The 22,905-nt window shown below is 73.2% G+C and carries 20 protein-coding genes; 15 read left to right on the top strand and 5 right to left on the bottom strand.

From position 1 onward, the window contains the following. Positions 1-32: 32 nt before the first annotated feature. The gene (locus QCD66_RS21905; protein ID WP_375732768.1) at positions 33-2,969 is read right to left on the bottom strand and encodes a helix-turn-helix transcriptional regulator; all 2,937 of its coding nucleotides are present in this window, start codon (positions 2,967-2,969) and stop codon (positions 33-35) included. 360 nt (positions 2,970-3,329) lie between these two features. On the opposite strand from QCD66_RS21905, the gene QCD66_RS21900 reads away from it, so the two are divergent. Next, positions 3,330-4,535: a hypothetical protein gene (locus QCD66_RS21900; RefSeq protein ID WP_375732769.1), complete on the top strand. Its 1,206-nt coding sequence runs from the start codon at positions 3,330-3,332 to the stop codon at positions 4,533-4,535. Between the two features lie 65 nt (positions 4,536-4,600). On the opposite strand, the gene QCD66_RS21895 is transcribed toward QCD66_RS21900, so the two are convergent. Continuing rightward, a complete protein-coding gene (locus tag QCD66_RS21895) occupies positions 4,601-5,533 on the bottom strand; it encodes an ion transporter (RefSeq protein ID WP_364207254.1) in 933 nt (310 codons plus the stop codon). A gap of 265 nt (positions 5,534-5,798) precedes the next feature. Between QCD66_RS21895 and QCD66_RS21890 the strand changes: the two genes are divergently transcribed. From QCD66_RS21890 to QCD66_RS21855, 8 genes are all read left to right on the top strand, one after another. Then, positions 5,799-6,695 (top strand): alpha/beta hydrolase family protein, encoded by an 897-nt coding sequence (locus QCD66_RS21890; protein WP_375732770.1) that lies wholly within the window; start codon positions 5,799-5,801, stop codon positions 6,693-6,695. 161 nt (positions 6,696-6,856) lie between these two features. After that, entirely contained in the window at positions 6,857-8,056 is a 1,200-nt protein-coding gene (locus QCD66_RS21885; protein ID WP_364207250.1) for an acyl-CoA dehydrogenase family protein, read from the top strand. Next, positions 8,053-9,159 carry an acyl-CoA dehydrogenase family protein gene (locus QCD66_RS21880; RefSeq protein WP_375732771.1) on the top strand — a complete coding sequence of 369 codons (1,107 nt, stop codon included), beginning with the start codon at positions 8,053-8,055 and terminating at the stop codon, positions 9,157-9,159. The genes QCD66_RS21885 and QCD66_RS21880 overlap by 4 nt, the downstream gene beginning before the upstream one ends. A gap of 128 nt (positions 9,160-9,287) precedes the next feature. Beyond that, positions 9,288-10,196: an ABC transporter ATP-binding protein gene (locus QCD66_RS21875; protein ID WP_375732772.1), complete on the top strand. Its 909-nt coding sequence runs from the start codon at positions 9,288-9,290 to the stop codon at positions 10,194-10,196. Further along, positions 10,193-10,924, top strand: a complete 732-nt coding sequence (locus tag QCD66_RS21870) for an ABC transporter ATP-binding protein (protein WP_375732773.1) — start codon at positions 10,193-10,195, stop codon at positions 10,922-10,924. The genes QCD66_RS21875 and QCD66_RS21870 overlap by 4 nt, the downstream gene beginning before the upstream one ends. 12 nt (positions 10,925-10,936) lie before the next feature. Next, on the top strand, positions 10,937-11,815 hold the full coding sequence (locus tag QCD66_RS21865; protein ID WP_364207242.1) for a branched-chain amino acid ABC transporter permease: 879 nt from the start codon (positions 10,937-10,939) through the stop codon (positions 11,813-11,815). After that, the gene (locus tag QCD66_RS21860) at positions 11,812-12,906 is read left to right on the top strand and encodes a branched-chain amino acid ABC transporter permease (RefSeq protein ID WP_375732774.1); all 1,095 of its coding nucleotides are present in this window, start codon (positions 11,812-11,814) and stop codon (positions 12,904-12,906) included. The genes QCD66_RS21865 and QCD66_RS21860 overlap by 4 nt, the downstream gene beginning before the upstream one ends. 92 nt (positions 12,907-12,998) lie before the next feature. After that, the gene (locus QCD66_RS21855) at positions 12,999-14,279 is read left to right on the top strand and encodes an ABC transporter substrate-binding protein (RefSeq protein WP_375732775.1); all 1,281 of its coding nucleotides are present in this window, start codon (positions 12,999-13,001) and stop codon (positions 14,277-14,279) included. A gap of 58 nt (positions 14,280-14,337) precedes the next feature. Here the strand turns inward: QCD66_RS21855 and QCD66_RS21850 are convergent, their stop codons facing one another. Then, entirely contained in the window at positions 14,338-15,561 is a 1,224-nt protein-coding gene (locus tag QCD66_RS21850) for an acetyl-CoA C-acetyltransferase (RefSeq protein ID WP_407566761.1), read from the bottom strand. A 134-nt stretch (positions 15,562-15,695) separates the two neighbouring features. On the opposite strand from QCD66_RS21850, the gene QCD66_RS21845 reads away from it, so the two are divergent. The 5 genes from QCD66_RS21845 (at position 15,696) to QCD66_RS21825 (ending at position 20,339) form a co-directional block, all read left to right on the top strand. After that, entirely contained in the window at positions 15,696-16,481 is a 786-nt protein-coding gene (locus QCD66_RS21845; RefSeq protein WP_357536961.1) for an SDR family oxidoreductase, read from the top strand. Then, positions 16,478-17,326 carry an SDR family NAD(P)-dependent oxidoreductase gene (locus QCD66_RS21840; protein WP_375732776.1) on the top strand — a complete coding sequence of 283 codons (849 nt, stop codon included), beginning with the start codon at positions 16,478-16,480 and terminating at the stop codon, positions 17,324-17,326. Before QCD66_RS21845 ends, QCD66_RS21840 begins: the two co-directional genes overlap by 4 nt. Positions 17,327-17,373: 47 nt before the next feature. Beyond that, positions 17,374-18,396 carry a phosphotransferase family protein gene (locus QCD66_RS21835; protein WP_375732777.1) on the top strand — a complete coding sequence of 341 codons (1,023 nt, stop codon included), beginning with the start codon at positions 17,374-17,376 and terminating at the stop codon, positions 18,394-18,396. A gap of 70 nt (positions 18,397-18,466) precedes the next feature. Further along, complete coding sequence (locus QCD66_RS21830; RefSeq protein WP_375732778.1) at positions 18,467-19,681, top strand: acyl-CoA dehydrogenase family protein; 1,215 nt, start codon at positions 18,467-18,469, stop codon at positions 19,679-19,681. A gap of 52 nt (positions 19,682-19,733) precedes the next feature. Next, the gene (locus tag QCD66_RS21825) at positions 19,734-20,339 is read left to right on the top strand and encodes a TetR/AcrR family transcriptional regulator (protein ID WP_375732779.1); all 606 of its coding nucleotides are present in this window, start codon (positions 19,734-19,736) and stop codon (positions 20,337-20,339) included. Between the two features lie 13 nt (positions 20,340-20,352). Here QCD66_RS21825 and QCD66_RS21820 read toward each other — a convergent pair whose 3' ends face one another. Next, positions 20,353-21,387 carry a hypothetical protein gene (locus QCD66_RS21820; protein WP_375732780.1) on the bottom strand — a complete coding sequence of 345 codons (1,035 nt, stop codon included), beginning with the start codon at positions 21,385-21,387 and terminating at the stop codon, positions 20,353-20,355. An 88-nt stretch (positions 21,388-21,475) separates the two neighbouring features. Next, positions 21,476-22,198 carry a lysostaphin resistance A-like protein gene (locus QCD66_RS21815; protein ID WP_375732781.1) on the bottom strand — a complete coding sequence of 241 codons (723 nt, stop codon included), beginning with the start codon at positions 22,196-22,198 and terminating at the stop codon, positions 21,476-21,478. 61 nt (positions 22,199-22,259) lie between these two features. On the opposite strand from QCD66_RS21815, the gene QCD66_RS21810 reads away from it, so the two are divergent. Beyond that, positions 22,260-22,844, top strand: coding sequence for a TetR/AcrR family transcriptional regulator (locus QCD66_RS21810; RefSeq protein WP_375732782.1), 585 nt, complete (start codon positions 22,260-22,262; stop codon positions 22,842-22,844). Positions 22,845-22,905: the final 61 nt, after the last annotated feature.

Genomic DNA, 22,905 nt, shown 5'->3' with positions numbered 1-22,905 from the left:
GCCGCCCGCCGGATCGCTTCCCGCCGTCGGCGCTACCCGGCTGGCTCTCCATGGCCGGGCGCGGGCATGGCGGCGGCGTAGTCGCAGAGCGCGGACCGGTGCGGTTGATCCAACTTGCGCAGCAGGCTCGCGACGTGCTTCTCGACGGTGCGGTGCGACAGGTAGAGGCGGCGGGCGATCTCCTTGTTGCCGTGCCGTTCGGCGAGCAGGAGCAGCACCTCGTGCTCCCGTACGGTCACCCCCCGCTCCCGTAACCGGGGCGGCAGCAGGTCGTGCCCGGTACGGCGCTGCGGGGCCCGCTGCCCGGCCCGGCGGATCAGGGTCCGGCAGGCGGCGGCGACCCAGGGCGTACCGATGGTCTGGAAATGGAGTTCGGCCTCCCGCAGCCACCTGGCCGGGTCACCCCAGCCGTGCTCCAGCGCGGCCTCCGCCACCAGCCGCAGGCCCAGGCGGTGCGCCGTCGGGAAGACCGCCGCCGCCTCGCGCGCCCTGGCCAGCGCCGTCGCGGCGGGGCCGGCCGCACCCGTGGCACCGAGCAGCACCGCGTCCGCGAAGTGGACGAACTGCCGGTTCCAGCGCAGCGCGGCGGCCGGGTGCGCGGCGACCTCCTCGTACTCGCGCCGGCCGGCGCTGCCCGCCAGCACGTCCAGCAGCAGCGCCAGCCCGTATCTGCCGTATTGGTAGTAGATGGTGTCGCGTCGTTCGTCGAAGGCCCGCGCCGCGTCCAGTTCGGAGCGTGCCGCCGGCCGGTCCTCCTCCAGCAGGGCGCAGAAGGCGCGGGAGAGCCCGTGCACGATCGGCATGTGGTAGGAGTCCAGGCCGCCGCGGCGGGCGAACTCGGCCAGCGCCGCCTCCATGCCGGCCCGGTCGGCGCGGTGCGCGTGGGCGGCCGCCTGGACCGCGAGCGCGTACCGCAGGTCGCCGGCCTTGCCGAAGCGGACCATCGCCGCCGCGCATTCGCCCGCGCCCCGCAGCGCCTCGTCGTACCGGCCGTAGAAGACGTCGTGCATGGCCAGGCTGGCGTCGGCCTCGTAGCCGGTGTGTACCGCGCCCATCGCCCAGGCGGCCGCGCGGGCCTGCCGGAGCTGCTCGCTGTGGCCGGTCTGGATCATGCGGTTGGAGGCGAGCCGGATCGACGCCCTGATCCGCCACAGCGGCAGCCGGTGTTCCTCGGCCACCCGCAGGACCTCCAGCAGGTGCCGGTCCGCCTCGGCGAACCCCCGGCGCCGGGCCATCAGCGCCAGTAGCTGCCGGGCCCGGCAGACGACCTCGGGCAGGGGGACCCGCTCGGCCTCGGTCGCCGCCCGCAACGCGACCCGTTCGGCCTCGTCGGCACGCCCCTCCTGGAGGCTGAGCACGTGGGCGTGCACCACGTCGACGGCGGCGAGCTGTGCGGCACCGGCGTCCGGCCCGAGCAGCATGCGGGCCGCCGCGATACGGCTCTCCGCGTCGGCGGTGCGGCCACCGTGGAAAGCCATCCACCCCAGCCGGGAGTGCAGCGCGATCGCCTCGGCGGTGGTCAGGTCGGGCAGGGCCAGGACCGCGTTGACCAGCCCCTGCGCGCGGTCGAATTCACCGATCTCCTCCAGGGCGGTGAGCAGGCGTTCCAGCACCGCGACCGAGCCCGGCCGGTCGCCGCAGCTGCGCAACAGGTGGTGCGCGCGTTCGAGCAGCGTCGCCGCCGAGTTCGCCGCGCCCTGGGCGAGCGCCCGGTCGCCGGCCTGGGCCAGCAGGTCCGCCGCACCGGCGCTGTCCCCGGCGGCGAGCCGCAATTCGGCGGCCAGCGGGCACAGCTCACCCGGCAGGTCCGGATAGCGGGCCGCCAGCGCGCGGGCGGCGGTGGCGGCGAGCCGGGACCGTTCGCGGTGCGGCAGTTCGCCGAGCAGCGCGGTGGCGATCAGGGCGTGCCGGAAGGCGTACCAGTCGGGGTCGGTCGGGTCGGGGCGCAGCAGGTGCGCGGCGGTCGCGGCGCGCAGCAGTTCGTCGGTCGCCTCGGCGGTCTGTTCCAGCATCGAGTGCAGTACGGGGAGCGGGAACCGGGCACCGATCACCGCGGCGGCCTCGAGCAGGCGGCGCCCCGGTGGCCCGAGCCGGTCGGCGCGGTCGGCGACGGCGCGTACGACCGTCACCGGCACCGGGCCGGCCAGGTCGTCATCGCTGTGCCAGCGGGCGTCGTGCTGGCGCAGGGCGCCGCTGGCCATCATGCCGGCGAGCAGCTCCTCGACGACGAACGGCACCCCGTCGGAGTTGCGGGCCAGCCGGTCCGCCAGCCGTTCGGGCAGGTCGGCGGGATCGGTGCGCAGGCACTGTGCCGCCAGCTGGGTCACCTGCGCGGGCGTCAGCGCGGACAGTGCCAGCAGCGGCACGTCGTGGTCGCGCCGGAGCCGGTACGCCAGGTCGAGCGCCGGTGACGGCCCGGTGCGCAGTGAGGCGAGCACGAGTACGGGCAGCCCCGCCAGGTTGGCGGTGAGATAGCCGAGCACCTCGAGGGTTTCCGGGTCGGCGTCGTGCAGGTCTTCGAGCAGCAGCAGCAGCGGCTGCTCACGGCCCAGCACCGCCAGCAGCCGCAGCACCCCCTCGGCCAGCACCAGCGTGGACTCGCCCGCGCCGGATCCGGCCGCGCCGTCGGCCCGCCACTCGGGAAAGAGCCGCGACAGCGCCGGCCGGAACGGTTCGAGTTCCGGGCCGGTGGGCGTCGGGCCGACCCGCAGGCGGGTGTTGAGTGCCTCGACCAGTGGCCGGAACGGCATCGACGTGCCGGCCACGGTGGCCCGGCCCGACAGGACCGTCATCCCGGTCACGGCCCGGCCGGCGTCCCGGATGAGCCGGGACTTGCCGATCCCGGCCTCTCCGGTGACGAACAGCGCCCGGCCGTGACCGAGGCGGACCTGTCCGGCCGCCTCGGCGATCGTGGTGAGCTCGGCATCCCGTCCGATCAGGACGGGCGAGGTCAGTGGAGTCGGGTTCACGTCACTTCCGCGTGGTGCCGGATCGAACCCGTCAGCTTCCCCCGTTGCCGCAACCCCCGCAGCCGTGCGGGTGGTATCCGGCGGCCGTGACGACCGCCGTGTCCGGGTTGGACGATGCGCTGCCGCGGGTGGCCGCGCTGCCGACCAAACCTACTGTGACCAGGGCCGTGGCAAGGAGTGCGGCCAGGAACCGGCGCTTGGGTGCCATGGGTCCCCCTCGTTGGTGAGACTGTGGTCCTCGCGATCGTAGACGCCCTTGCAAGCCGTTCCGGTTGCCAGCCGATCGGCCGGATCCGGCCGCAGAAATGTGGGTGGTGTGCACCCATGTAAGGGCGGCAGCCAGCGATGAGCATCAGTCGCATGTCAATTCTTCACACCTCACAGCGGCGCGTGGGTTGGCTCGGCAGAGCCGCCGCGGTCACCTGCGCCGCCGTCATGACCGTCGGTCTGGGGGCCACCCACGCGGTCGCCAAGCCCGCGACGCCGCCGGCGTCCGCGGCCGACGTCACCGAGATGGTGAACGCGCTCTTCGTCGACGCCAGCGACGCGATGCGTTACTCGATCGCCGTGGCCGCCGCCGATCCCGATCGCTCGTGGCCGGCGGGCAGCATCGAGGCGCAGCTCGCGGACGCGTTCCAGGACATGCCGGCGCAGCGGCGCCAGGCGTACACCGACGGCGCGAAGGCGATGCTGACCAAGGCCGACACCCAGTTCGGGCGGTACGGCAAGGTCGCTCCCGCCGAGTACGCGGGGCGCGGGTTCGCCGACGTCTACGCCCGGAGCCCGCTGCCGGTGGACCCGGCCCGGTTCGGCTCGGCGCTCAAGGCCCGCCACGACGCCGAGGCGGCCCTCAGGGCGCCCGGCGGCGCGCAGGACGCCCGCTGCCAGGACTGTCCGGACCCGGAGCCCGACCCCTGCCGTGACCTGGGCATCTGTGAGCCGCCGCCGGCGCCCAAGCCCAAGACCGGCCTCAAGTTCATGATCAACAAGGTCGTCTGTGTCGACGAGACCGGTAGCGGCGTCGGCGAGTGGGGCTCGGACGAGATCGCCCTCGGCGGCCTGGTCGTCACCCCGGGCGGTGACACGCTCCAGGTCGGTGCCTACGAGATCCCGCAGGGCTTCGACGACGGCACCATCTGGACCTTCTACAACAACGGGTTCACGTTCGGCTCGTTCGACCTGCCGACCACCTACCCCGGCGTCTACACCGCGTCGGTCCTGCTCACCGAGGTCGACGCGGGCGGGTTCGCCAGCGTCCTCAACACCGTGTGGCAGCAGGTGAAGGGCACCGTCCAGACCGAGGTCGCACGGCGGGTCGGCCAGGTGCTCGAACCGGTCCTGCGCAGCAAGCTGATCGCGCAGGCGCTCGGCGCGCTCGCCGGCTACTTCGCCGTCGAGTTGGTCAACTGGATCATCAACTCGTTCAACGACGACGTCTTCATGCAGGCCGGCAGCTCGCAGTTCACGCTGAACACCATCAACGACGCGCTGCCCTCGGGTGTGTTCCGGTTCTCCGACCACGACGGCGTCTACGACGTCCACTACTCCTGGACCTGGCGCAGATAGCTCCTCCTCCCCGCCGGGTGGCGGCCCGCGAGGGTCGCCACCCGGCACCGTTTCGCCCGGCGGCGCTACGCCGGAACGCCGCGGTCGGCCACCGGCTGGTCGCAGGTTCCATCGCAGGCTGGGGCGGGGGCATCCGGGGCGGGCGACCGGTCCGGCATCCGCCGTTCCAGGTCGCTGATGATCGCGTGCAGTTGGGCCAACTGCTCCTGTACGGACGGCTCGCGCCGGTCGTCGCCGGCCGGCGGTCGGCGGCTCTGCAGCGCCGCGGCGCGTTCGTCCTGGTGCGCCTCCTGCAGGGCGGTCAGCACCAGGCCGACGAGCAGGTTCGTGAGCAGGTAGCAGGCGGCGACCATGTAGGAGACGTAGTAGAGGACCGCCCAGTCGGTCACCTGGCGGCCGGCCTGCAAAGTGTCGGTGATGCCGTCCAGCGACAGCAGGAGGAAGAGCGTCAGCATCGCCTGCCCGACCGTGCCGTACCGCTCGGGATAGGCGGTGCCGAAGAGCATCCAGCCGAGCACCGCGTAGCCGTACAGCAGCAGGGCGGTGACCAGCAGGAAGCTGCCCAGGCCGGGCAGGCTGCGCCGGATCCCGACGAAGATCACGCGCAGGCTGGGGAAGAGCCGGAACGCCCGCGCGATCCGCGCCAGGCGCAGCAGCCGCAGCACCGTCACGTTCTCCCGTACGCCCGGAAGCAGGGGTGCGGTCACGATCACCAGGTCGAAGACGTTCCACCCGTCCCGGAAGAAGCCGGCGGGTGCCGGCAGGTGTGCCCCGAACCGGATGAGCAGTTCGAGGACGAAGTAGGCCAGGCAGGCGTACTCGATCCAGCGCAGCGCGGAGCCGGCCACCGCGACCACCGCGTCGTACGTCTCCAGGCCGAGCGCCACCGCGTTGACGCCGACCACCACGAAGCTGGCGATGTTGAACCAGGAGGCGCCGACCAGGGCCCCGCACGCCGCGGAGATCGGATGCGACGGGGGACGGGGACTGCTCGACATGGATCTCCTCGGCGGCTCTGAACCGCAGTGGAGCTTAGGGCATGACCGGTCGCCGGCCGGCGACCGGAGCGACCACAAAGGACCGCCGTCGGGGCCGCCGGGGGCGGGTGTGCCCGGTGCCCGGACCGGCGGTCCGGGCACCGGCGTCCGGCCGTGCGCGGGCCGGGGTGGCGGAGACCGGTGGTTTCGCCGATGCGGGCGACCGGCCTCCGGCAAGAAACTGGCCGATGTCGATATATCCCCGCACGGCAGGGAGTGCAGTGACATGTCAGCCACCACCCGTCCCACCCCGACCCGCCGACCGGCCCGCGTCCTCCTCGGCCTGACCATGGTCGCCGGCCTGGTCGCCGGTACGATCGCCGCCGCCCCGGCGGCGCAGGCCGCCGACAACCCGTACGAGCGCGGCCCCGCCCCGACCAACGCCAGCGTCGAGGCCGCCCGGGGCCCGTACGCGACCTCGTCGGTCAACGTCTCCTCACTGGTCGCGACCGGCTTCGGCGGCGGCGTGATCTACTACCCGACCACGACCGCCGACGGCACGTTCGGCGCCGTCGCGATCTCGCCCGGCTTCACCGCCTACTGGTCCAGCCTGGACTGGCTCGGTCCCCGGCTGGCCTCGCAGGGCTTCGTGGTCTTCGGTATCGAGACCAACACCACGCTCGACCAGCCGGACAGCCGGGGCCGGCAACTGCTCGCCGCCCTCGACTACCTGGTCAACCGGAGTTCGGTGCGCAGCCGGGTCGACGCCTCCCGGCTGGCGGTCGCCGGTCACTCGATGGGTGGCGGCGGCTCGCTGGCGGCGGCGCGCAGCCGTCCGGATCTGAAGGCGGCCATTCCGCTGGCTCCGTGGCACACCACGAAGAGCTGGTCGACGCTGCGGGTGCCGACGCTGATCATCGGCGGCGAGTCGGACAGCGTGGCCCCGGTCGCGACCCACTCCGAGCCGTTCTACGCCAGCATCTCGGCGGCGCCGGAGAAGGCGTACCTGGAGCTCAACAATGCCAGCCACTTCTTCCCGCAGGTCTCCAACACCCCGATGGCCAAGCAGATGATCTCGTGGCTGAAGCGGTTCGTGGACAACGACACGCGGTACACGCAGTTCCTCTGCCCGGGCCCGGGCGGGCTGGCGATCGAGGAGTACCGGAACACCTGTCCGATCTAGCGGACGCCGGCCCACGATCCGGCCGCCGGCCACGATCCGGCCGCCGGCGACCGCCCGGTGACGACCGGCCGGCGGGGGAGCGACCTCCGCCGGCCGGTCGCGCCGGGCGCTGGACGTCGGTCGGTCGTCGGTCATATATTGCACCCTCAGTGCAACTAGTCATGCGGGAGGTAGGCGTGTGGAAGGAACGGTTGCCCGGCCTGGTGGCCGAGTTCCTGGCCGGGCACGACCCCGGCACGCTGGGCCGTACGAGGTTTCTCCGGGCCCGGTTCGACGCCGGGCTGGCCCTGATCCACCACCCGGCCGGCCTCGGCGGCCTCGACGCGCCCCGCGAACTGCAACCGCTGGTCGACGCGGCGTTCGCCGCGGCCGGCGCCCCCGACAACGCACCCCACCGCAACGGGATCGGCCTCGGCATGGCCGCGCCGACCATCCTCCGGCACGGCGGCCCCGCCCTCCGTGAGCGGCTGCTGCGGCCGCTGTGGACCGGCGAGGAGATCTGGTGCCAGCTCTTCAGCGAGCCCGGCGCCGGCTCCGACCTCGCCTCGGTGGCCACCCGCGCGGCCCGCGTGACCGGCACCGACGGCTGGATCGTCAACGGGCAGAAGGTCTGGACCTCCATGGCCCACCGCGCCCGCTGGGGGCTGCTGCTCGCCCGGACCGACCCGGACCTGCCCAAACACCAGGGCCTGACCTACTTCGTCTGCGACATGACCGCCCCCGGTGTGGAGGTCCGCCCGCTCCGGCAGCTCACCGGCGAGGCCGAGTTCAACGAGGTCTTCCTGACCGACGTACGGCTCCCCGACGAACTGCGCCTCGGCGAGGTCGGTCAGGGCTGGCGGGTGGCGCGTACCACCCTGATGAACGAACGGGTCGCCATCGGCGGCCGGCCGGCCCCGCGCGAGGACGGCATGATCGGCGTACTCGCGCGGGCCTGGCGGGAGCGCCCCGACCGGCGTACTCCCGGGCTGCACGACGAGTTGGTCCGGCTCTGGGTCCGGGCCGAGGCGGTCCGGCTGACCGGGATGCTCGTGCGGCGACAGGCCGCCGCCGGGGACCCGGGCCCGGAGGGGTCGGCGGTCAAGCTCTCCTACGCCGCCCTCACCCAGGCGGTCTCCGGCCTGGAACTCGACCTGCTCGGCGCGGACGGGCTGCGCTACGACGGATGGGAGATGCGGCGGCCGGACCGGGTCGACATGCTCGGCCGCACCCCCGGTTACCGCTACCTGCGTGCCCGGGGCAACTCCATCGAGGGCGGCACCTCCGAGATCCTGCGCGACATCATCGCCGAGCGCGTCCTGGGGCTGCCCGCCGGACCCCGTGCCGACCGGGACACCGCCTGGCGGGACGTTCCCCGATGAGCGTCGACCCGCGGTACGACGAGGTGGAGACGCACCTGCGGGACAGCGTACGGGCGATGCTCGCCGAGCGCGGCCCGTGGCAGGTCGTGCTGGCCAACCAGGGCCGACCCGACGACCCGGCGCTGTGGTCGCTGCTCGCCGTCGAGATGGGGCTGGCCGGGCTGGCGATCCCCGAACGGCTCGGCGGCGGTGGCGGCGGGCTGCGGGAGAACGCGGTCGTCTGCGAGGAACTGGGGCGGGCGGTGGCGCCGGTGCCCTACCTGGCGAGCGCGGTGGTCGCCACCCAGACGCTGCTGGCCTGTGCCGCGGAGGACTGGCTCGCCCGGCTCGCGGACGGCACCCGCCGGGCGGTGCTGGTGCTGCCCGTCGACACCCCGCCCGGTCCCGCCCTCGGGCCCGCCGTCGCGGCCGACGGGCGCCGGCTCACCGGCGCGGTACCCGGCGTCGCCGATGCCGGCGGTGCCGACCTGCTGCTGGTCCCGACCGTGGACGCGCTGTGGATCGTCGAGGCGGCCGGCGCCGGGGTCGACCGGTCACCGGTGGTGTCGCTGGACCAGACCCGGGCGTTGACCGACATCACCCTCGACGCGGTGCCGGCGTACCGGGTCGCGACCGGACGCCGGGCGGCCCGTGCGGTGCACTGGGGGCTGACCGCCGGGGCGGTCCTGCTCGCCGCCGAGCAGCACGGGATCGCCCGGTGGTGCCTCTCGGCGGCGGTCGACCATCTCCGGACCCGGTACCAGTTCGGCCGCCCGATCGGGCAGTTCCAGGCGCTCAGGCACCGGCTCGCCGACGCCTGGGTCGAGGTCACCCAGGCCGGGGCGGTCTCCCGGTACGCCGTCGGCGTGCTCGCCGAGGCCGATCCGGGTGCGGGGCCGGACCCCGAGGCGCGGGTGGCGGCGGCGCTGGCCCAGGCGCACTGCGGACCGGTCGCGGTCCGCCTGGCCGAGGAGTGCGTGCAGCTCCACGGCGGGCTCGGGTTCAGCTGGGAGCACCCGGCCCACCTGTACCTGAAGCGGGCCCGGACGGCCGCCGTCGCGTTCGGCGCGGCCGACCGGCACCGGGCCGCGCTGGCCGGCCTGGTCGACCTGCCGCCGGCGTGATCCCGGGTCACCCCTTCGTAACGAGGTATTGACGAGCCCCGTATGAAAAGTACACTGCCAGTGTAAAAAGCAGTGGCAGTGCAAAAAGTTTCCGGACCGGTACGGGCGTGAGCGGGGGAGGAGGGCCGATGGCCGACACCACGATCGCGCGGCCGGTGCCCGGCGAGGGCCTGGCCCTGCACGGCATCGGCGTACGGTTCGGCGGCCTCGTCGCCCTCGACGACGTCTCCCTGCGGGTGCCACCCGGCCAGGTCGTCGGCGTCATCGGTCCGAACGGCGCCGGCAAGACCACCCTGTTCAACGTGATCTGCGGCTTCGTCCGCCCGGCCGCCGGGTCACTGACCCTGCGCGGGCGGCCGCTGCACCCGCGCCCCGACCGGCTCACCCGGCTCGGCATCGCCCGTACCCTGCAGGGGGTCGGGCTCTTCGCCGGCCTCACCGTCGCCGAGAACGTGATGGCCGGCGCCACCGGCTCCGCCCGGGCCGGATTCCTGTCCGCGCTGCTCGGACTGCGGCGCAGCGACCGGGAGGAGCGCCGGCTGCGGGCCGACGCCCTCGAACTGCTCGACGAACTCGGCGTCGCCGGCCACGCCGACGCGCTACCGGCGACCCTGCCCTACGGGCTACGCAAACGGGTCGCGCTGGCCCGCGCCCTGGCCGCCCGGCCCCGGCTGCTGCTGCTCGACGAGCCGGCCGGCGGCCTCGGTGTCGAGGAGATCGCCGAACTCGGGGAACTCGTCAGCGGCCTGCCCCGGCGCGCCGGCCGCCACCGTGACGCCGACGAACCCTGCTCCGTGCTGCTGGTCGAGCACCACATGGACCTGGTGATGTCGGTCTGCGACCAGATCATGGTGCTCGACTTCGGCCGGGTGGTCGCCACCGGCACCCCGGACCAGATCCGCGCCGACCCGGCCGTGACCGAGGCGTACCTGGGCGTCGACGACCCGTCCGACCCGTCCGGACCGTCCGGACCGTCCGGTTCGGACGGCGCGGACCGGTCCGACAAGGACGGCGCGCGGAGCGAGGCGGCGGCATGAGCGAGCGTGGTGCTGTTCCGCTGCTCGAGGTGCGGGGGCTCACCGCCGGGTACGGCGCCGCCTCGGTCCTGCGTGGCATCGACCTGACCATCCGCGCCGGCACCATCACCGCGGTGCTCGGTGCCAACGGGGCCGGAAAGACCACGCTGCTGCGTACGCTGTCCGGGCTGGTCCGTCCCACCGGCGGCCGGATCGTCCTGTCCGGTGAGGAGATCGGCGCGACCCCGGTCGAGCGGCTGGTCCGCCGGGGGATGGCCCACGTCCCCGAAGGCCGGGGCGTGGTCACCGAGCTGACCGTCGAGGAGAACCTGCGCCTCGGCGGGCTCTGGCGCCGGGACCGGGCCGACGCGAAACGCGCCCTCGACGAGGTGTACGAACTCTTCGAGCCGTTGGCCCGGCGGCGGCGGGCCAGCGGGCACCAGCTCTCCGGCGGCGAGCGGCAGATGCTCGCCCTCGGCCGGGCCCTGGTCGCCCGCCCCAGGCTGTTGCTGCTCGACGAACCGTCACTCGGCCTCGCCCCGAAGGTCACCGCCCAGATCATGGCGCTGCTCCGCGACCTGCGTGACCGGACCGGTCTGACCGTGCTCCTGGTCGAGCAGAACGTACGCGGCGCGCTGTCCGTCGCCGACGACGGCGTCGTTCTCGCGCTCGGGCAGGTGGTGGTGACCGCCGACGCCGCCCGGCTGCGTGCGGACGACGACCTCCGGCACGCCTACCTGGGCTTCTAGGAGGGCCAGCCGATGGAACGCTTCGTCTTCCTCACCGTCGACGGCCTCAGCCGGGGCGCGGTCTACGCCGCGTTCGCCCTCGCCCTGGTGCTGATCTGGCGGGCCGCCCGGGTGGTCAACTTCGCCCAGGGGGCGATGGCCGTCGCCACCGGCTACGTCGCCTACAGCGTCACCGCGGCGACCGGCTCGTACTGGCTCGGGTTCGTCGCCGCGCTCGGCGGCGGGCTGTTGCTGGGCGCCGCCGTCGAACGCGGCGTGATGCGGTTCGTCGACCACCGGGCGCCGCTGAACGCGGTCATCGTCGCGCTCGGCCTGATCCTGCTCGTGCACGCGGTCCTCGGGATGCTCTACGGCAACGAGTTCCGGCCGGTCGGCACCCCGTTCTCCCGCGACCCGCTCACGCTGGGCGACCTGGCCCTGCTCTCGCGGTACGACCTCTTCGTCTTCGGCGCGGTCGCCGTGGTGGTGACCGGTCTCGCCCTGCTGTTCACCTACACCCCGGTCGGCCTGCGGATGCGCGCCTCGGCCTTCGCCCCCGAGGTCTCCCGGCTGCTCGGGGTCAACGTGGCCGGGATGCTGACCCTCGGCTGGGCGCTCGCCGCCGCGGTCGGCGCCCTGGCCGGGCTGCTGGTCATCCCGACCGAGCTGGGCCTGCATCCGCACGCGATGGACCTGGTCTTCGTCTCGGCCTTCACCGCGGCCGTGGTCGGCGGCCTGGACTCCCCACCGGGTGCGGTCGTCGGCGGGCTGGTGGTCGGGCTGATCCTGTCCTACGTCAGCGGGTACGTCGGCAGCGACACCACCCCGCTGGCGGTCCTGGTCCTGCTGCTCACCGTGCTGCTGCTGCGCCCGGCGGGCCTGTTCACCACCGGCAGAGCGAGGCAGGTGTGACCATTCTCCGACCACTCACCACGCCCACCACCCGGCGGGCGGGTCCGCTGCCGCGCTCCACCCTGCTGCGGCACCTGCTGCTGGCCGTCGTCGCCGGAGTCGGGCTCTTCGTCCTCACCGGGGCACTGGAGCCGTTCCGCAACTACCAGCTGGCGACGGTCGCCGCGTACCTGTGCGCGACCGCCGGGCTCACCGTCCTCACCGGACTCAACGGTCAGCTCTCCCTCGGCCACGGGGCACTGATGGCCACCGGCGCCTACACCGTGGCCCTGACCCAGAACGCGCTCGCCGACGCCGGCCGGCCCGGCGGCGGATACCTGCTCCTCTCACTCGCTCTCGGGGTGGTGGTGACGGTCGCCGCCGGTGCGGTGATCGGTGCGGCCGCCGCCCGGCTGCGCGGACCGTACCTGGCCGGGGTCACGCTCGCCGTCGCGGTCGTCGTGCCGGCGCTGACCACCACCTTCCGGGGCGTCCTCAACAGCGAGCAGGGGCTGCCGGTCCACCTGGCGCCCGCGCCGGAGGCGCTCGGACCCTACTTCCCGTACGAGCGCTGGCAGGCCTGGATCGCCGTCACCGGGGCGCTGCTGACGCTGGTGCTGCTGGCGAACCTGACCCGCAGCCGGTTCGGCCGCAACCTGCGGGCGGTCCGCGACGACGAGGTGGCGGCCCGGCTCGCCGGCATCCACGTCGGCCGTACCCAGGTGCTGGCCTTCGTGGTCAGCGCGGGCTGCGCCGGCCTCGGCGGCGGCCTGCTGGCGGTGCTGGCGCAGAGCGTCTCGCCCGGCGCCTTTTCGCTGACCCTGTCGCTGTATCTGCTGATGGCCATCGTGATCGGTGGGCTCGGCAGCCTGGCCGGCGCGCTGTGGGGTGCCCTGCTCCTGGTGGCGCTTCCGGCGGCGACCCACATGATCACGGATCTGGTGGACCCGCCGCCGGCCGTCGCGCAGCGGCTGGACGGAAACCTCTCCCTGGCGATCTTCGGAGTCACGTTGGTCGTCGTGATGATCGCCGCGCCGGGTGGTGTGCAGGGTCTGCTGCGCCGCGCCGGCCGGTTCGTCGGTGCCCGGTGGCGGGTGCCGACCGGGCGGTGAGCCGACAGCGCACGCGCCCGTTCCACCACCATCACCACCCACCCCTCGTCAACGGTCCAGCGGACCACCGTCGGATCGAGAAAGGTCGGACGATGCACCGCATCGCGCACCGCGCATTCGCGATCGCCGCCTGCGCCGTACTGGTCACCGCACTGGCCGCCTGTGGCGGTGACGGGGCCGGCCCGGATCGGGCGGCGGTCCCCGGTGTCACCGACACCGAGATCCTGGTCGGCACGCACATGCCGCTGACCGGGCCGGCCTCGGCCGGCTACTCGAAGATCGCGCCGGCCACCAAGGCGTACTTCGACCACGTCAACGCCAACGGCGGGGTGTACGGCCGGAAGATCAACTACAAGATCATGGACGACGGCTACAACCCGGCGACCACCCAGCAGGTGGTCCGCGAGCTGGTGCTGCAGGACAAGGTGTTCGCCATCCTCAACGGGCTCGGCACCCCGCCGCACAGCGGCGTGCTGGACTTCCTCAACACCAGCCGGGTGCCGGACCTCTTCGTCGCCTCCGGCAGCCGGGCCTGGAACGCGCCGGACCGCTACCCGTACACCTTCGGTTTCAACACCGACTACACCGTCGAGGGCAAGATCCTCGCCACGTACGTCAGGAACAACCTCGCCGGGCAGAAGGTCTGCTTCTTCGGCCAGGACGACGACTTCGGCCAGGACAGTCTGGCCGGCGTGGAACAGGTGCTCGGCGCGACCGCGGTGGCGGTCAAGCAGACGTACGTCACCAGCAACACCAACGTCGCGCCGCAGATCGGTGAGCTGAAGGCCGGCGGCTGCCAGGTCGTCGTCCTGGCCACCGTGCCGGGGTTCACCGCGCTGTCGATCGGCACCGCGGCCCGGATCGGGTTCGCGCCGACATGGCTGGTCTCCGGCGTGGGCGGTGACTACACCACGCTCGCCGCCCAGCTCGGTGACGCCAAGGGGCTGCTGGAGGGGATGCTCGGGGTGAACTACCTGCCCTCGGCCGCCGCCACCGACGACCCGTGGACCACGCTCTTCCGCAAGATCAACGATGAGCGCAACGGCGGCGCGGCGTTCGACGGCAACATCGTCTACGGCATGTCGGTCGGCTACCTCTTCGTACAGGCGCTGCTCGCCGCCGGCGAGGACCTGACCCGGCAGGGCCTGATCGACGCGATCGAGCGGGGCGGTTTCAAAGGGCCCGGCCTGGCGCCGCTGCGGTTCGCCAAGGACAACCACTCCGGGTACGGCGGCATGCGGATGATCAAGGTGGAGCAGGGGAAGCAGGACTACTTCGGCCCCACCTACGAGACCGACTCGGGCGGCGGCCCGGTCAACGAGTACCCGGAGGCGCCGCCGGCCCCGCCCGCGAACGGGATCCCGTCCGTCTGACCCGTCGGTGCCGCCCCCGGGTGCCGCGCACCCGGGGCGGCCGGCGGGCGTCGTGGCCTCAGCGCAGCCGCTCGACGATCATTGCCATGCCCTGGCCGCCGCCGACGCACATGGTCTCCAGGCCGATGGTCCTGTCGTGCCAGCTCAGCGAGTTCAGCAGGGTGGTGGTGATGCGGGCACCGGTCATCCCGAACGGGTGGCCGACGGCGATCGCCCCGCCGTTGACGTTCAGCCGGTCCTCGTCGATGCCGAGTTGGTCGGCGCTGGCCACCACCTGCACCGCGAACGCCTCGTTGATCTCCACCAGGTCGACGTCCGAGATGGACATCCCGGCCCGGGCCAAAGCCTGCCGGGACGCCTCGACCGGGCCGAGCCCCATGATTTCCGGGGACAGCGCGGACAGCCCGGTGGCGACGATCCGGGCCAGCGGCGCGATGCCCAGTTCCCGGGCGCGAACGTCGGACATGACCACCAGCGCCGCCGCGCCGTCGTTCAGCGGGCAGGAGTTGCCGGCGGTCACCGTGCCGTCGGGGCGGAAGACCGGCTTCAGCGCGGCGACCGCCTCCCGGGTGACCCCCTTGCGCGGGCCGTCGTCGGCGGTGACCACGGTGCCGTCCGGGCGGGTGACCGGAGTGATCTCGCGGGCCCAGAAGCCGGCGGCGATCGCCTGTTCGGCGCGGTTCTGCGAGCGGACCGCGAACTCGTCCTGCCGGGCCCGGCTCACCCCGTGGAGCTGGGCGACGTTCTCCGCGGTCTGCCCCATCGCGACGTAGACGTCGGGCAGTCCGCCGTCCGCGCGGGGGTCACACCATGGCGCGGCGCCCGGCATCCCGGCCCGCTCCGCGGTCCGTTCCATCGCCCGGGCGAAGCGCGGGTTGGTGGTCTCCGGCAGCCCGTCGCCGCGGCCGCGGGCGTAGCGGGACACCGCCTCGACCCCGGCCGAGACGAAGACGTCCCCCTCGCCGGCCCGGATCGCGTGGAACGCCATGCGGGTGGTCTGCAGCGAGGAGGAGCAGTAGCGGTTGACCGTGGTGCCGGGCAGGTGGTCGAGGTCGAGCAGGACGGCGACGACCCGGCCCAGGTTGTAGCCCTGCTCGCCGGCGGGTTGCCCGGTGCCGAGCATGAGGTCGTCGATCTGGCGTGGATCGAGCTGCGGTACGGCGTCCAGGGCGGCCCGCACGATCGTCGCGGCCAGGTCGTCGGGGCGTACGTCGGTCAGGGAGCCCTTGTTGGCACGGCCGATCGGGGAGCGGGCGGCGGCGACGATGACGGCTTCGGGCATGGCTTCAGGCGTCCTCTCCGGAGCATCAATGTGCACCAAGAGTGCGCTTACTTTGAGTGTGCTGTCCATCGAATCCCGGGTGGGAATCGTCACGGTGATTGACGGGTCGGGCGGGCATTCCTAAAATCAGCACTGTGACTGCAAAATCTGAGCATCCGGTCGACGGTCGCCTCGCCGGTCGGGTGGCCCTGGTGACCGGCGCCAGTCGCGGCATCGGGCTGGCCGTCGCCCGACGCCTCGTCGCCGAGGGCGCCCGGGTCGTGATCACCGGTCGCAAGGCGGCGCCGCTCGCCGAGGCGGTGACCGCCCTCGGCGGCCCGGCGGTGGCCCACGGCGTCCCCGGTGCGGCCGACGACCCCGAACACCGGGCGCGGGCCGTCGCCGAGACGACCGACACCTTCGGCCCGCTCGACATCCTGGTCAACAACGCCGGCACCAACCCGGTGTACGGGCCGCTCACCGAACTCGACCTCGGCGCGGCGCGGAAGATCATGGAGGTCAACGTGCTCGCCGCGCTCGGTTGGGTCCAGCAGGCCCGCGCGGCCGGCTTCGGCGAACACGGCGGTGCCGTGGTCAACCTCTCCTCGGTCTCCGCGTTCAAACCCGCCGCCGGCATCGCCTTCTACGGCATCAGCAAGGCCGCGCTCAACCAGCTCACCGCCGCGCTCGCCGTCGAACTGGCGCCCCGGATCAGGGTCAACGCGGTCGCCCCGGCGGTGGTGAAGACCCGCTTCGCCGCCGCCCTCTACGAGGGGCGCGAGGCCGAGGTCGCCGCCGGATACCCGCTCGGCCGGCTCGGCGAACCGGCCGACGTCGCCGCCGCCGTCGCCTTCCTCGCCGGCCCCGACGCCGCCTGGATCACCGGCCAGACCCTGATCGTCGACGGTGGACTCACCGTCGCCGACCGGGCCGCCGGATGACCCCGGTCGGCCTCGACCTCACCGACGCGGTGGTGGTGGTCACCGGCGGCGGGTCGGGCATCGGGGCCGCCCTCGCCGAACGCTTCGTCGCCGCCGGTGCCCGGGTCGTCGTCAACGACCTGGACCCGGCCGCCGCCGAAGCCGTCGCCGCCCGGATCGGCGCCCTCGCCGTCGCGGGCGACGCCGCCGACCCCGACTTCGTCGACCGGCTCGTCGACCGGGTCTGGACCGAATTCGGCGGCCTGGACCTCTTCTGCGCCAACGTCGGCATCGCTCCCGAAGGGGGAGCCGACGCCCCGGTCGAGGTCTGGACGACGGCCTGGCGGGTCAACGTCATGTCCCAGGTCCACGCCGCCCGCGCGCTGCTGCCCCGCTGGCTCGCCGACGGGCAGGGCCGGCTCCTGGTCACCGCCTCCGCCGCCGGGCTGCTGACCATGCTCGGCAACGCGCCGTACTCGGTCACCAAACACGCCGCGCTCGGCTTCGCCGAATGGCTGCGGGCCAGCTACGAGCACCGGGGGATCGTCGTCCAGGCGCTCTGCCCGCAGGGCGTACGCACCCCGATGCTGGCCCGCTCCGGGCCGATGGGCGGCGCGCTGCTCGACGACGGCGCGCTCACCCCCGACCAGGTCGCCGACTCGGTGCTGGCGGCGATGGCCGACGACCGCTTCCTGGTGCTGCCGCACCCCGAGGTGGCAGACTTCTATCTCCACCGGGCCAGCGACCCGGACCGGTGGCTGAGTGCGATGAACCGCCTGCAACAGCGCCACGAGTCGGCGCCCACCCCCGTCCGGCCCGGCGCGGAGGGAGCCGTCATGGGCGAGCGCGGCAAGCCGGCGTCATGAGCGGGCCGGCAGCATGAGCGGACGGGCAGCATGAGCGGGTCGACAGCATGAGCGGGCCGCCCGGTCTGGACCTCGACCGGCTCCGCGAACACCTCGCCCAGCATGCCCCGGGCCTGGTCGCCGGGCAACTGCGGGCCGAACTGCTGGTCGGTGGCCGGTCCAACCTGACGTACGCGGTGACCGACGGGACGTCGCGGTGGGTGCTGCGCCGCCCACCACTCGGGCACGTCCTGGCCACCGCACACGACATGACCCGGGAGTACCGGGTGCTCAGCGCGCTCGGGCCGCCCGGCTTCCCCGTACCGCCGACGGTGCTCCTCTGCCCGGACCCGGCGGTCCTCGGCGCCCCCTTCTACCTGATGGCATACGTCGACGGCGTCATCCACCGGGACCCCGCCGAGCTGGAACGGCTCGGTCCGGACCGGGTACGCGCCCTCGTGCTCGCCCTGGTGGAGGTGCTCGCCGACCTGCACGCCTTACCGCCGGCCGAGGTGGGGCTGGCCGACTTCGGCCGCCCGGAGGGCTACAACGACCGGCAGGTCCGGCGCTGGAAACGGCAGCTCGACGCCTCGCGCGGCCGCGACGTGCCGGGCATCGACCACCTGCACGAGCGGCTGGCCGCGGCCGTACCCGCCGGCGGCGCCGGCACGATCGTGCACGGCGACTTCCGGCTGGACAACGTGCTGATCGGCCCGGAGGGCGGGATCCGCGCGGTGCTCGACTGGGAGATGTCGACCCTCGGTGACCCGCTGAGCGACCTGGCACTGATGCTGATCTACGCCGACCGGCCGATGCCCGCCGCCGACGGCCCGACCCGCCCCGCGCTCGCCGTACCCGGTCACCCCGACCCGGCCGAGATCGCCGCGCACTACGCGCGCCGATCCGGCCGCGACACCAGCGGCCTGCGCTGGTATCTCGCCTTCGCCGCCTTCAAGCTCGCGGTGATCCTCGAGGGCGTGCACTACCGGTACGTACGGGGGCAGACGGTCGGCCCCGGCTTCGAGGGGATCGGCGCGCAGGTCGCGCCGCTGGTCCGGCAGGCACACGAGACTTTGGATGGTTCGGTATGAGCGAGCGTGGCGAGCGAATGGGTTGGCTCAGGTGGGTTCATGACGACTGCGAGCGAAGCGAGCAGGCGGCATGAACTTCGATTTCGATGACCGTACGGAGGAACTGCGGGCCCGGCTGCTCGAGTTCATGGCCGAGCGGATCTATCCGGCCGAACAGGTCTTCGCCGAGCAGGCCCGGCACTCCGGCTGGTCGCACCCGCCGGTCCTCGACGAACTGCGCGCCGAGGCCCGCCGGCGCGGGCTCTGGAACCTCTTCCTTCCCGGCGCGTACGGCGCCGGCCTGACCAACCAGCAGTACGCCCCGCTCGCCGAGATCACCGGACGCAGTCCCGGCCTGGCCCCGGCCGCGCTGAACTGTGCCGCCCCGGACACCGGGAACATGGAGGTGCTGGCGGAGTTCGGCACCGCGGCGCAGCGCGAGCGGTGGCTGGAGCCGCTGCTCGACGCGCGGATCCGGTCGGCGTTCGCGATGACCGAGCCGGATGTCGCCTCGTCCGACGCGACCAACATCGCCACCCGGATCGAACGCGACGGCGACGAGTACGTCGTCAACGGCCGCAAGTGGTTCATCACCGGGGCGATGAACCCGCTCTGCCAGGTCTTCATCGTGATGGGCAAGACCGACCCGGACGCGCCCCGGCACCGGCAGCAGAGTCAGATCCTGGTGCCCCGGGACACCCCGGGAGTCACCATCCGCCGGGGCATGCACACCTTCGGCTGGGACGACGCCGACCACGGCGGGCATGCCGAGATCGACTTCGTCGACGTACGGGTGCCGGTGGGGAACCTGATCTCCACGGAGGGCTCCGGGTTCGCGATCGCCCAGGCGCGGCTCGGCCCGGGCCGGGTGCACCACTGCATGCGGCTGATCGGCATGGCCGAACGTGCCCTCGAGCTGATGTGCCGCCGGGTCAGCGGCCGGTACGCGTTCGGTGGGCCGCTGGCCGACCAGGGAGTGGTCCAGGACTGGATCGCCGAGGCCCGGGTCCGGATCGAGCAGGCCCGGCTGCTGGTGCTCAAGACCGCCTGGTTGATGGACACCGCGGGCAACAGGGCCGCCCGCACCGAGATCCAGGCGATCAAGATCGTCGTGCCGGAGACGGCCCAGTGGGTGGTGGACCGGGCCATCCAGGCACACGGCGCGGCCGGGGTGAGCCAGGACACCCCGCTGGCGCGGCTGTGGGCGTCGGCCCGGACCATCCGGCTCGCCGACGGCCCCGACGAGGTGCACCGGCGGTCGCTGGCCCGGCGTGAGCTGCGCCGCCACCAGCCGGCGGGCGACTGACCGCCACTACACTGCGGGTGCAGGTTTCGACGGTCGGCAGGAGCACGAGGCGATGACTGACACCGAGGCACCGGTGCGGGTGGATGGACGTACCGCCCGCGCGGAACGCACCCGGGCGGCGATCGTCGACGCGCATCTGGCGCTGATCGGTGAGGGCGACCTGCGGCCGACCGGTGAGCGGATCGCCGAGCGGGCCGGGGTCTCCCTGCGGGCGCTCTGGACCAATTTCAAGGACATGGAGACCCTGTTCGAGGCCAGCGGTGAGCGGGTGCTCGCCGAGCAGCAGGCCGCCCACCGGCCGATCCCGGCGGAGTTGTCGCTGGCCAAGCGGGTGGACGCCTTCTGCCGGCAACGTGCCCGGCTGCTCCAGCTGATCACCCCCTCGGCGCGGGCCGCGCAGTTGCGCGAACCGACCTCGGAGCAGTTGCGCCGTAACCGGGCCAAGCACATCGAACGGCTCCGGGACGAGGTGAGCGAGGTGTTCGCCGTCGAACTCGCCGCGGCCGGGCGGGGCCGCGGGCAACTGCTCAACGCGGTGGTCGCGGCGACGATGTGGCCGGCCTGGTCGATGCTCCGCGACGGGCTGGGGCTCGGCGTCGACGAGGCCCGCCGGACGATGGCCCGTACCGTCACCGCCCTGCTGACCGCCCGCGACTGACCGCCCGCGACCGTCACTCGACCGCGGCGGCGAGTTCGGGTTCGAGCGGTCGGTTGGCGGGGATGTCCCGCCACTGCCTGATGCCGGTGATCAGACGCGGCGCGGATACCGAGAGGTCGTCGAGGTCGACGGTGACGGCGGCGACGCCGACCATCGGACCGACGCACCGCCAGGACGTCTCCCGTTCGGTGCAGACCGCCTCGTAGTAGCGCATCTCGCGGGACGTACCGGGAATCAACCACCGTTGCTCGTAGACCTCAAGGCCGCTGACGTGGGCGACCCCGCTCTCGTCGAGCCATTCGTCGATCCACGCGCGCAGGGTCTGTGCGATCGTCTGCCACTCCTTCGCCGGCCAGACGGGGCGGACGCGGCCGGCGTGGGCGGGCGGGGTGGTGGCCGCCGCCGGCCAGACCTCGACGGTGTGGTGGAACGTCTCCTTCAGGGCCGCGTCCAGGTGCCGCTCGGTGACCCGCAGGACGGGCGGCAGCTCCGGGTCGGGAGTCGCCAGGCCGGCGAGCACGGATGCGTCGACGAGGTTGACGCCGGGGGCGGCGTCCTGGTGGGGAAACCGCCAGTCCTCCCGGCACGGTTGGAGACGGAGCGGCGTACGGTCCACCGGGCCGGCGTCGTCGGCGGCGATCCAGACCACCTCGTGCGACGGCTGCCCGATCTCGTGGACGGCGACCAGTGCGTACCCGCAGCGTCGAAAGGCCGCCACCAGGGTGCGGTAGCGGTCCGCCCGTTCCCGGGCCGCCCGTACGGCGGTCCGCAGATCCTCCTCGTCCACGGTGCTGTCGGGCGCGGCGCCGACGTTCACCACGACCGCGGCGTCGGGGTCGTCGCCGAGTGCGAAGACGACCTCGGCGGCCCCGTCGGCCGTTGCCTGCCGTACGGTGACGAGCCGCAACTGACCGGAGTGGGTCTGCTCGGCGAGCGCGGTCACGGCCTCGACAGGGGTGGGATCGGCCGAACACCCGGACAACGCCAGCACCGCCGTCACGGCCACCGTGATCAGGGCGCTGACCGGCCCTCCCGCTCTCCGCCCCATCCGCTCCATCCATCCCTCTCGGGCCCGGGCTCCTTGGGGCCCGTCGATCCGTACACGGTATCGAGCTTGATCCAGGGCGACCCGGGTTTCAGCCGGCCTGGGCGGCGAAGGCCAGCACGACCAGGAACCCGTTGCTCACGGCGTGGGCGATGATCGGTACCCAGAGGTTGCGGTGGCGGTGCAGGAGCCAGGCGAAGAGGAGTCCGGCCAGCAGTGCGCTGATGGTGTTGAAGACGCGGGGCAGGTGGACCACGGCGAAGAAGCCCGCCGACAGGGTGATGGCGGCGACGGCGGGAAGTCGTGCGGCCAGCCCACGGTAGAAGACGCCTCGGTACAGGACCTCTTCGTACAGGGGGGAGGCGACCGCGCCGAAGGTGAGCGCGAAGACGAACTGTGCCAGCAGGCTCCCGGCGGGGTAGCCGCCCTCACCTCCGCCACCTTCGACGATCGCCGCCGGAAGTGCCAGGAGCAGGCCGAGGGTCAGGGCCGCCTTGGCCAGCCCCCAGCTGATCGCGGCGCCGACCTGACCGCCCTTCGGGCGGTCCAGCATGAGGGGCTTTCTGATCGCGCCGAACCGGTGCCGGACGACCGCCAGCCCGACGGCCAGCTGCGTGCCGTTGATCAGGGTCCACGCGATGCTCGACGAGGCCATCTCCGACATGCCCAGCCGGGCCGGTCCCCGGGCCAGGAATTCCGCCACCGTCGAGTTGGCCAGGCCGATCCCGACGATGAGCACCACGGCCATGTCGGCGTAGCCGAAGCGCGGGGCGTTGTGTACCGGAGCGGTGTGACCAGGGGACAAGCTGTTCATGACATCGAGACTAGGTGGTTGACCTATATCGGTCAAATGACCGATCATCTATGATCGCAGCATGCCGAAGGTCGTGGATCACGAGGAGCGGCGACGTCATCTCGGTGCCGCCGCCTGCGTCGTGCTGGGGCGGGTCGGGTCGGTGGGGATGACCGTCCGGGCCGTCGCGCAGGAGGCCGGGATGGCTCTCGCGACCGCCCAGCACTATCTCCCGACCCGGGAGCGCATGGTTCGGGCCGCGATCGACCACCTGGTGGACCGGGTGGTGCGGCGGGCGCGGACGATCCCGGCCGACCCGATCACCCTGGACGTCATCCGGCAGGCGATGTGGCAACTCCTCCCGCTGGACGAGGAGCGCGTCCTCGAGGCGCGCGTCTGGCTGGCGTTGACGGCGGAGGCGCTGGTCGACGAGCAGGTCGCGGCGATCCTGGCGGAAAGTGAGACCGGGTTGCGCGCCAACCTCGAGCGTCTGCTCTCCGCCGGCAAGGTGAACGGCACCGTCGGCTCCCATGTGGACGCGCGGGCCGAGGCCACCGCCTTGACCACGTTGATGGACGGCATCACCGTGCGTGTGCTCACCACCGCTCTCGCGCCGGACGACGCCCGCGATCAGGTCGACGGCTACCTCGCCCGGCTCGCGCCCTGATCGCGGGCGGGCCGGTCCGGGGTGTGAGGGTCGAGGCGGAGGGGCCCGTCGTCGTGCCTCA

The organism is Polymorphospora sp. A560, assembly GCF_045781765.1.
GTDB classification, from domain to species: Bacteria; Actinomycetota; Actinomycetes; order Mycobacteriales; family Micromonosporaceae; genus Polymorphospora; species Polymorphospora lycopeni.
This window is presented reverse-complemented; position numbering and strand designations above follow the sequence as displayed.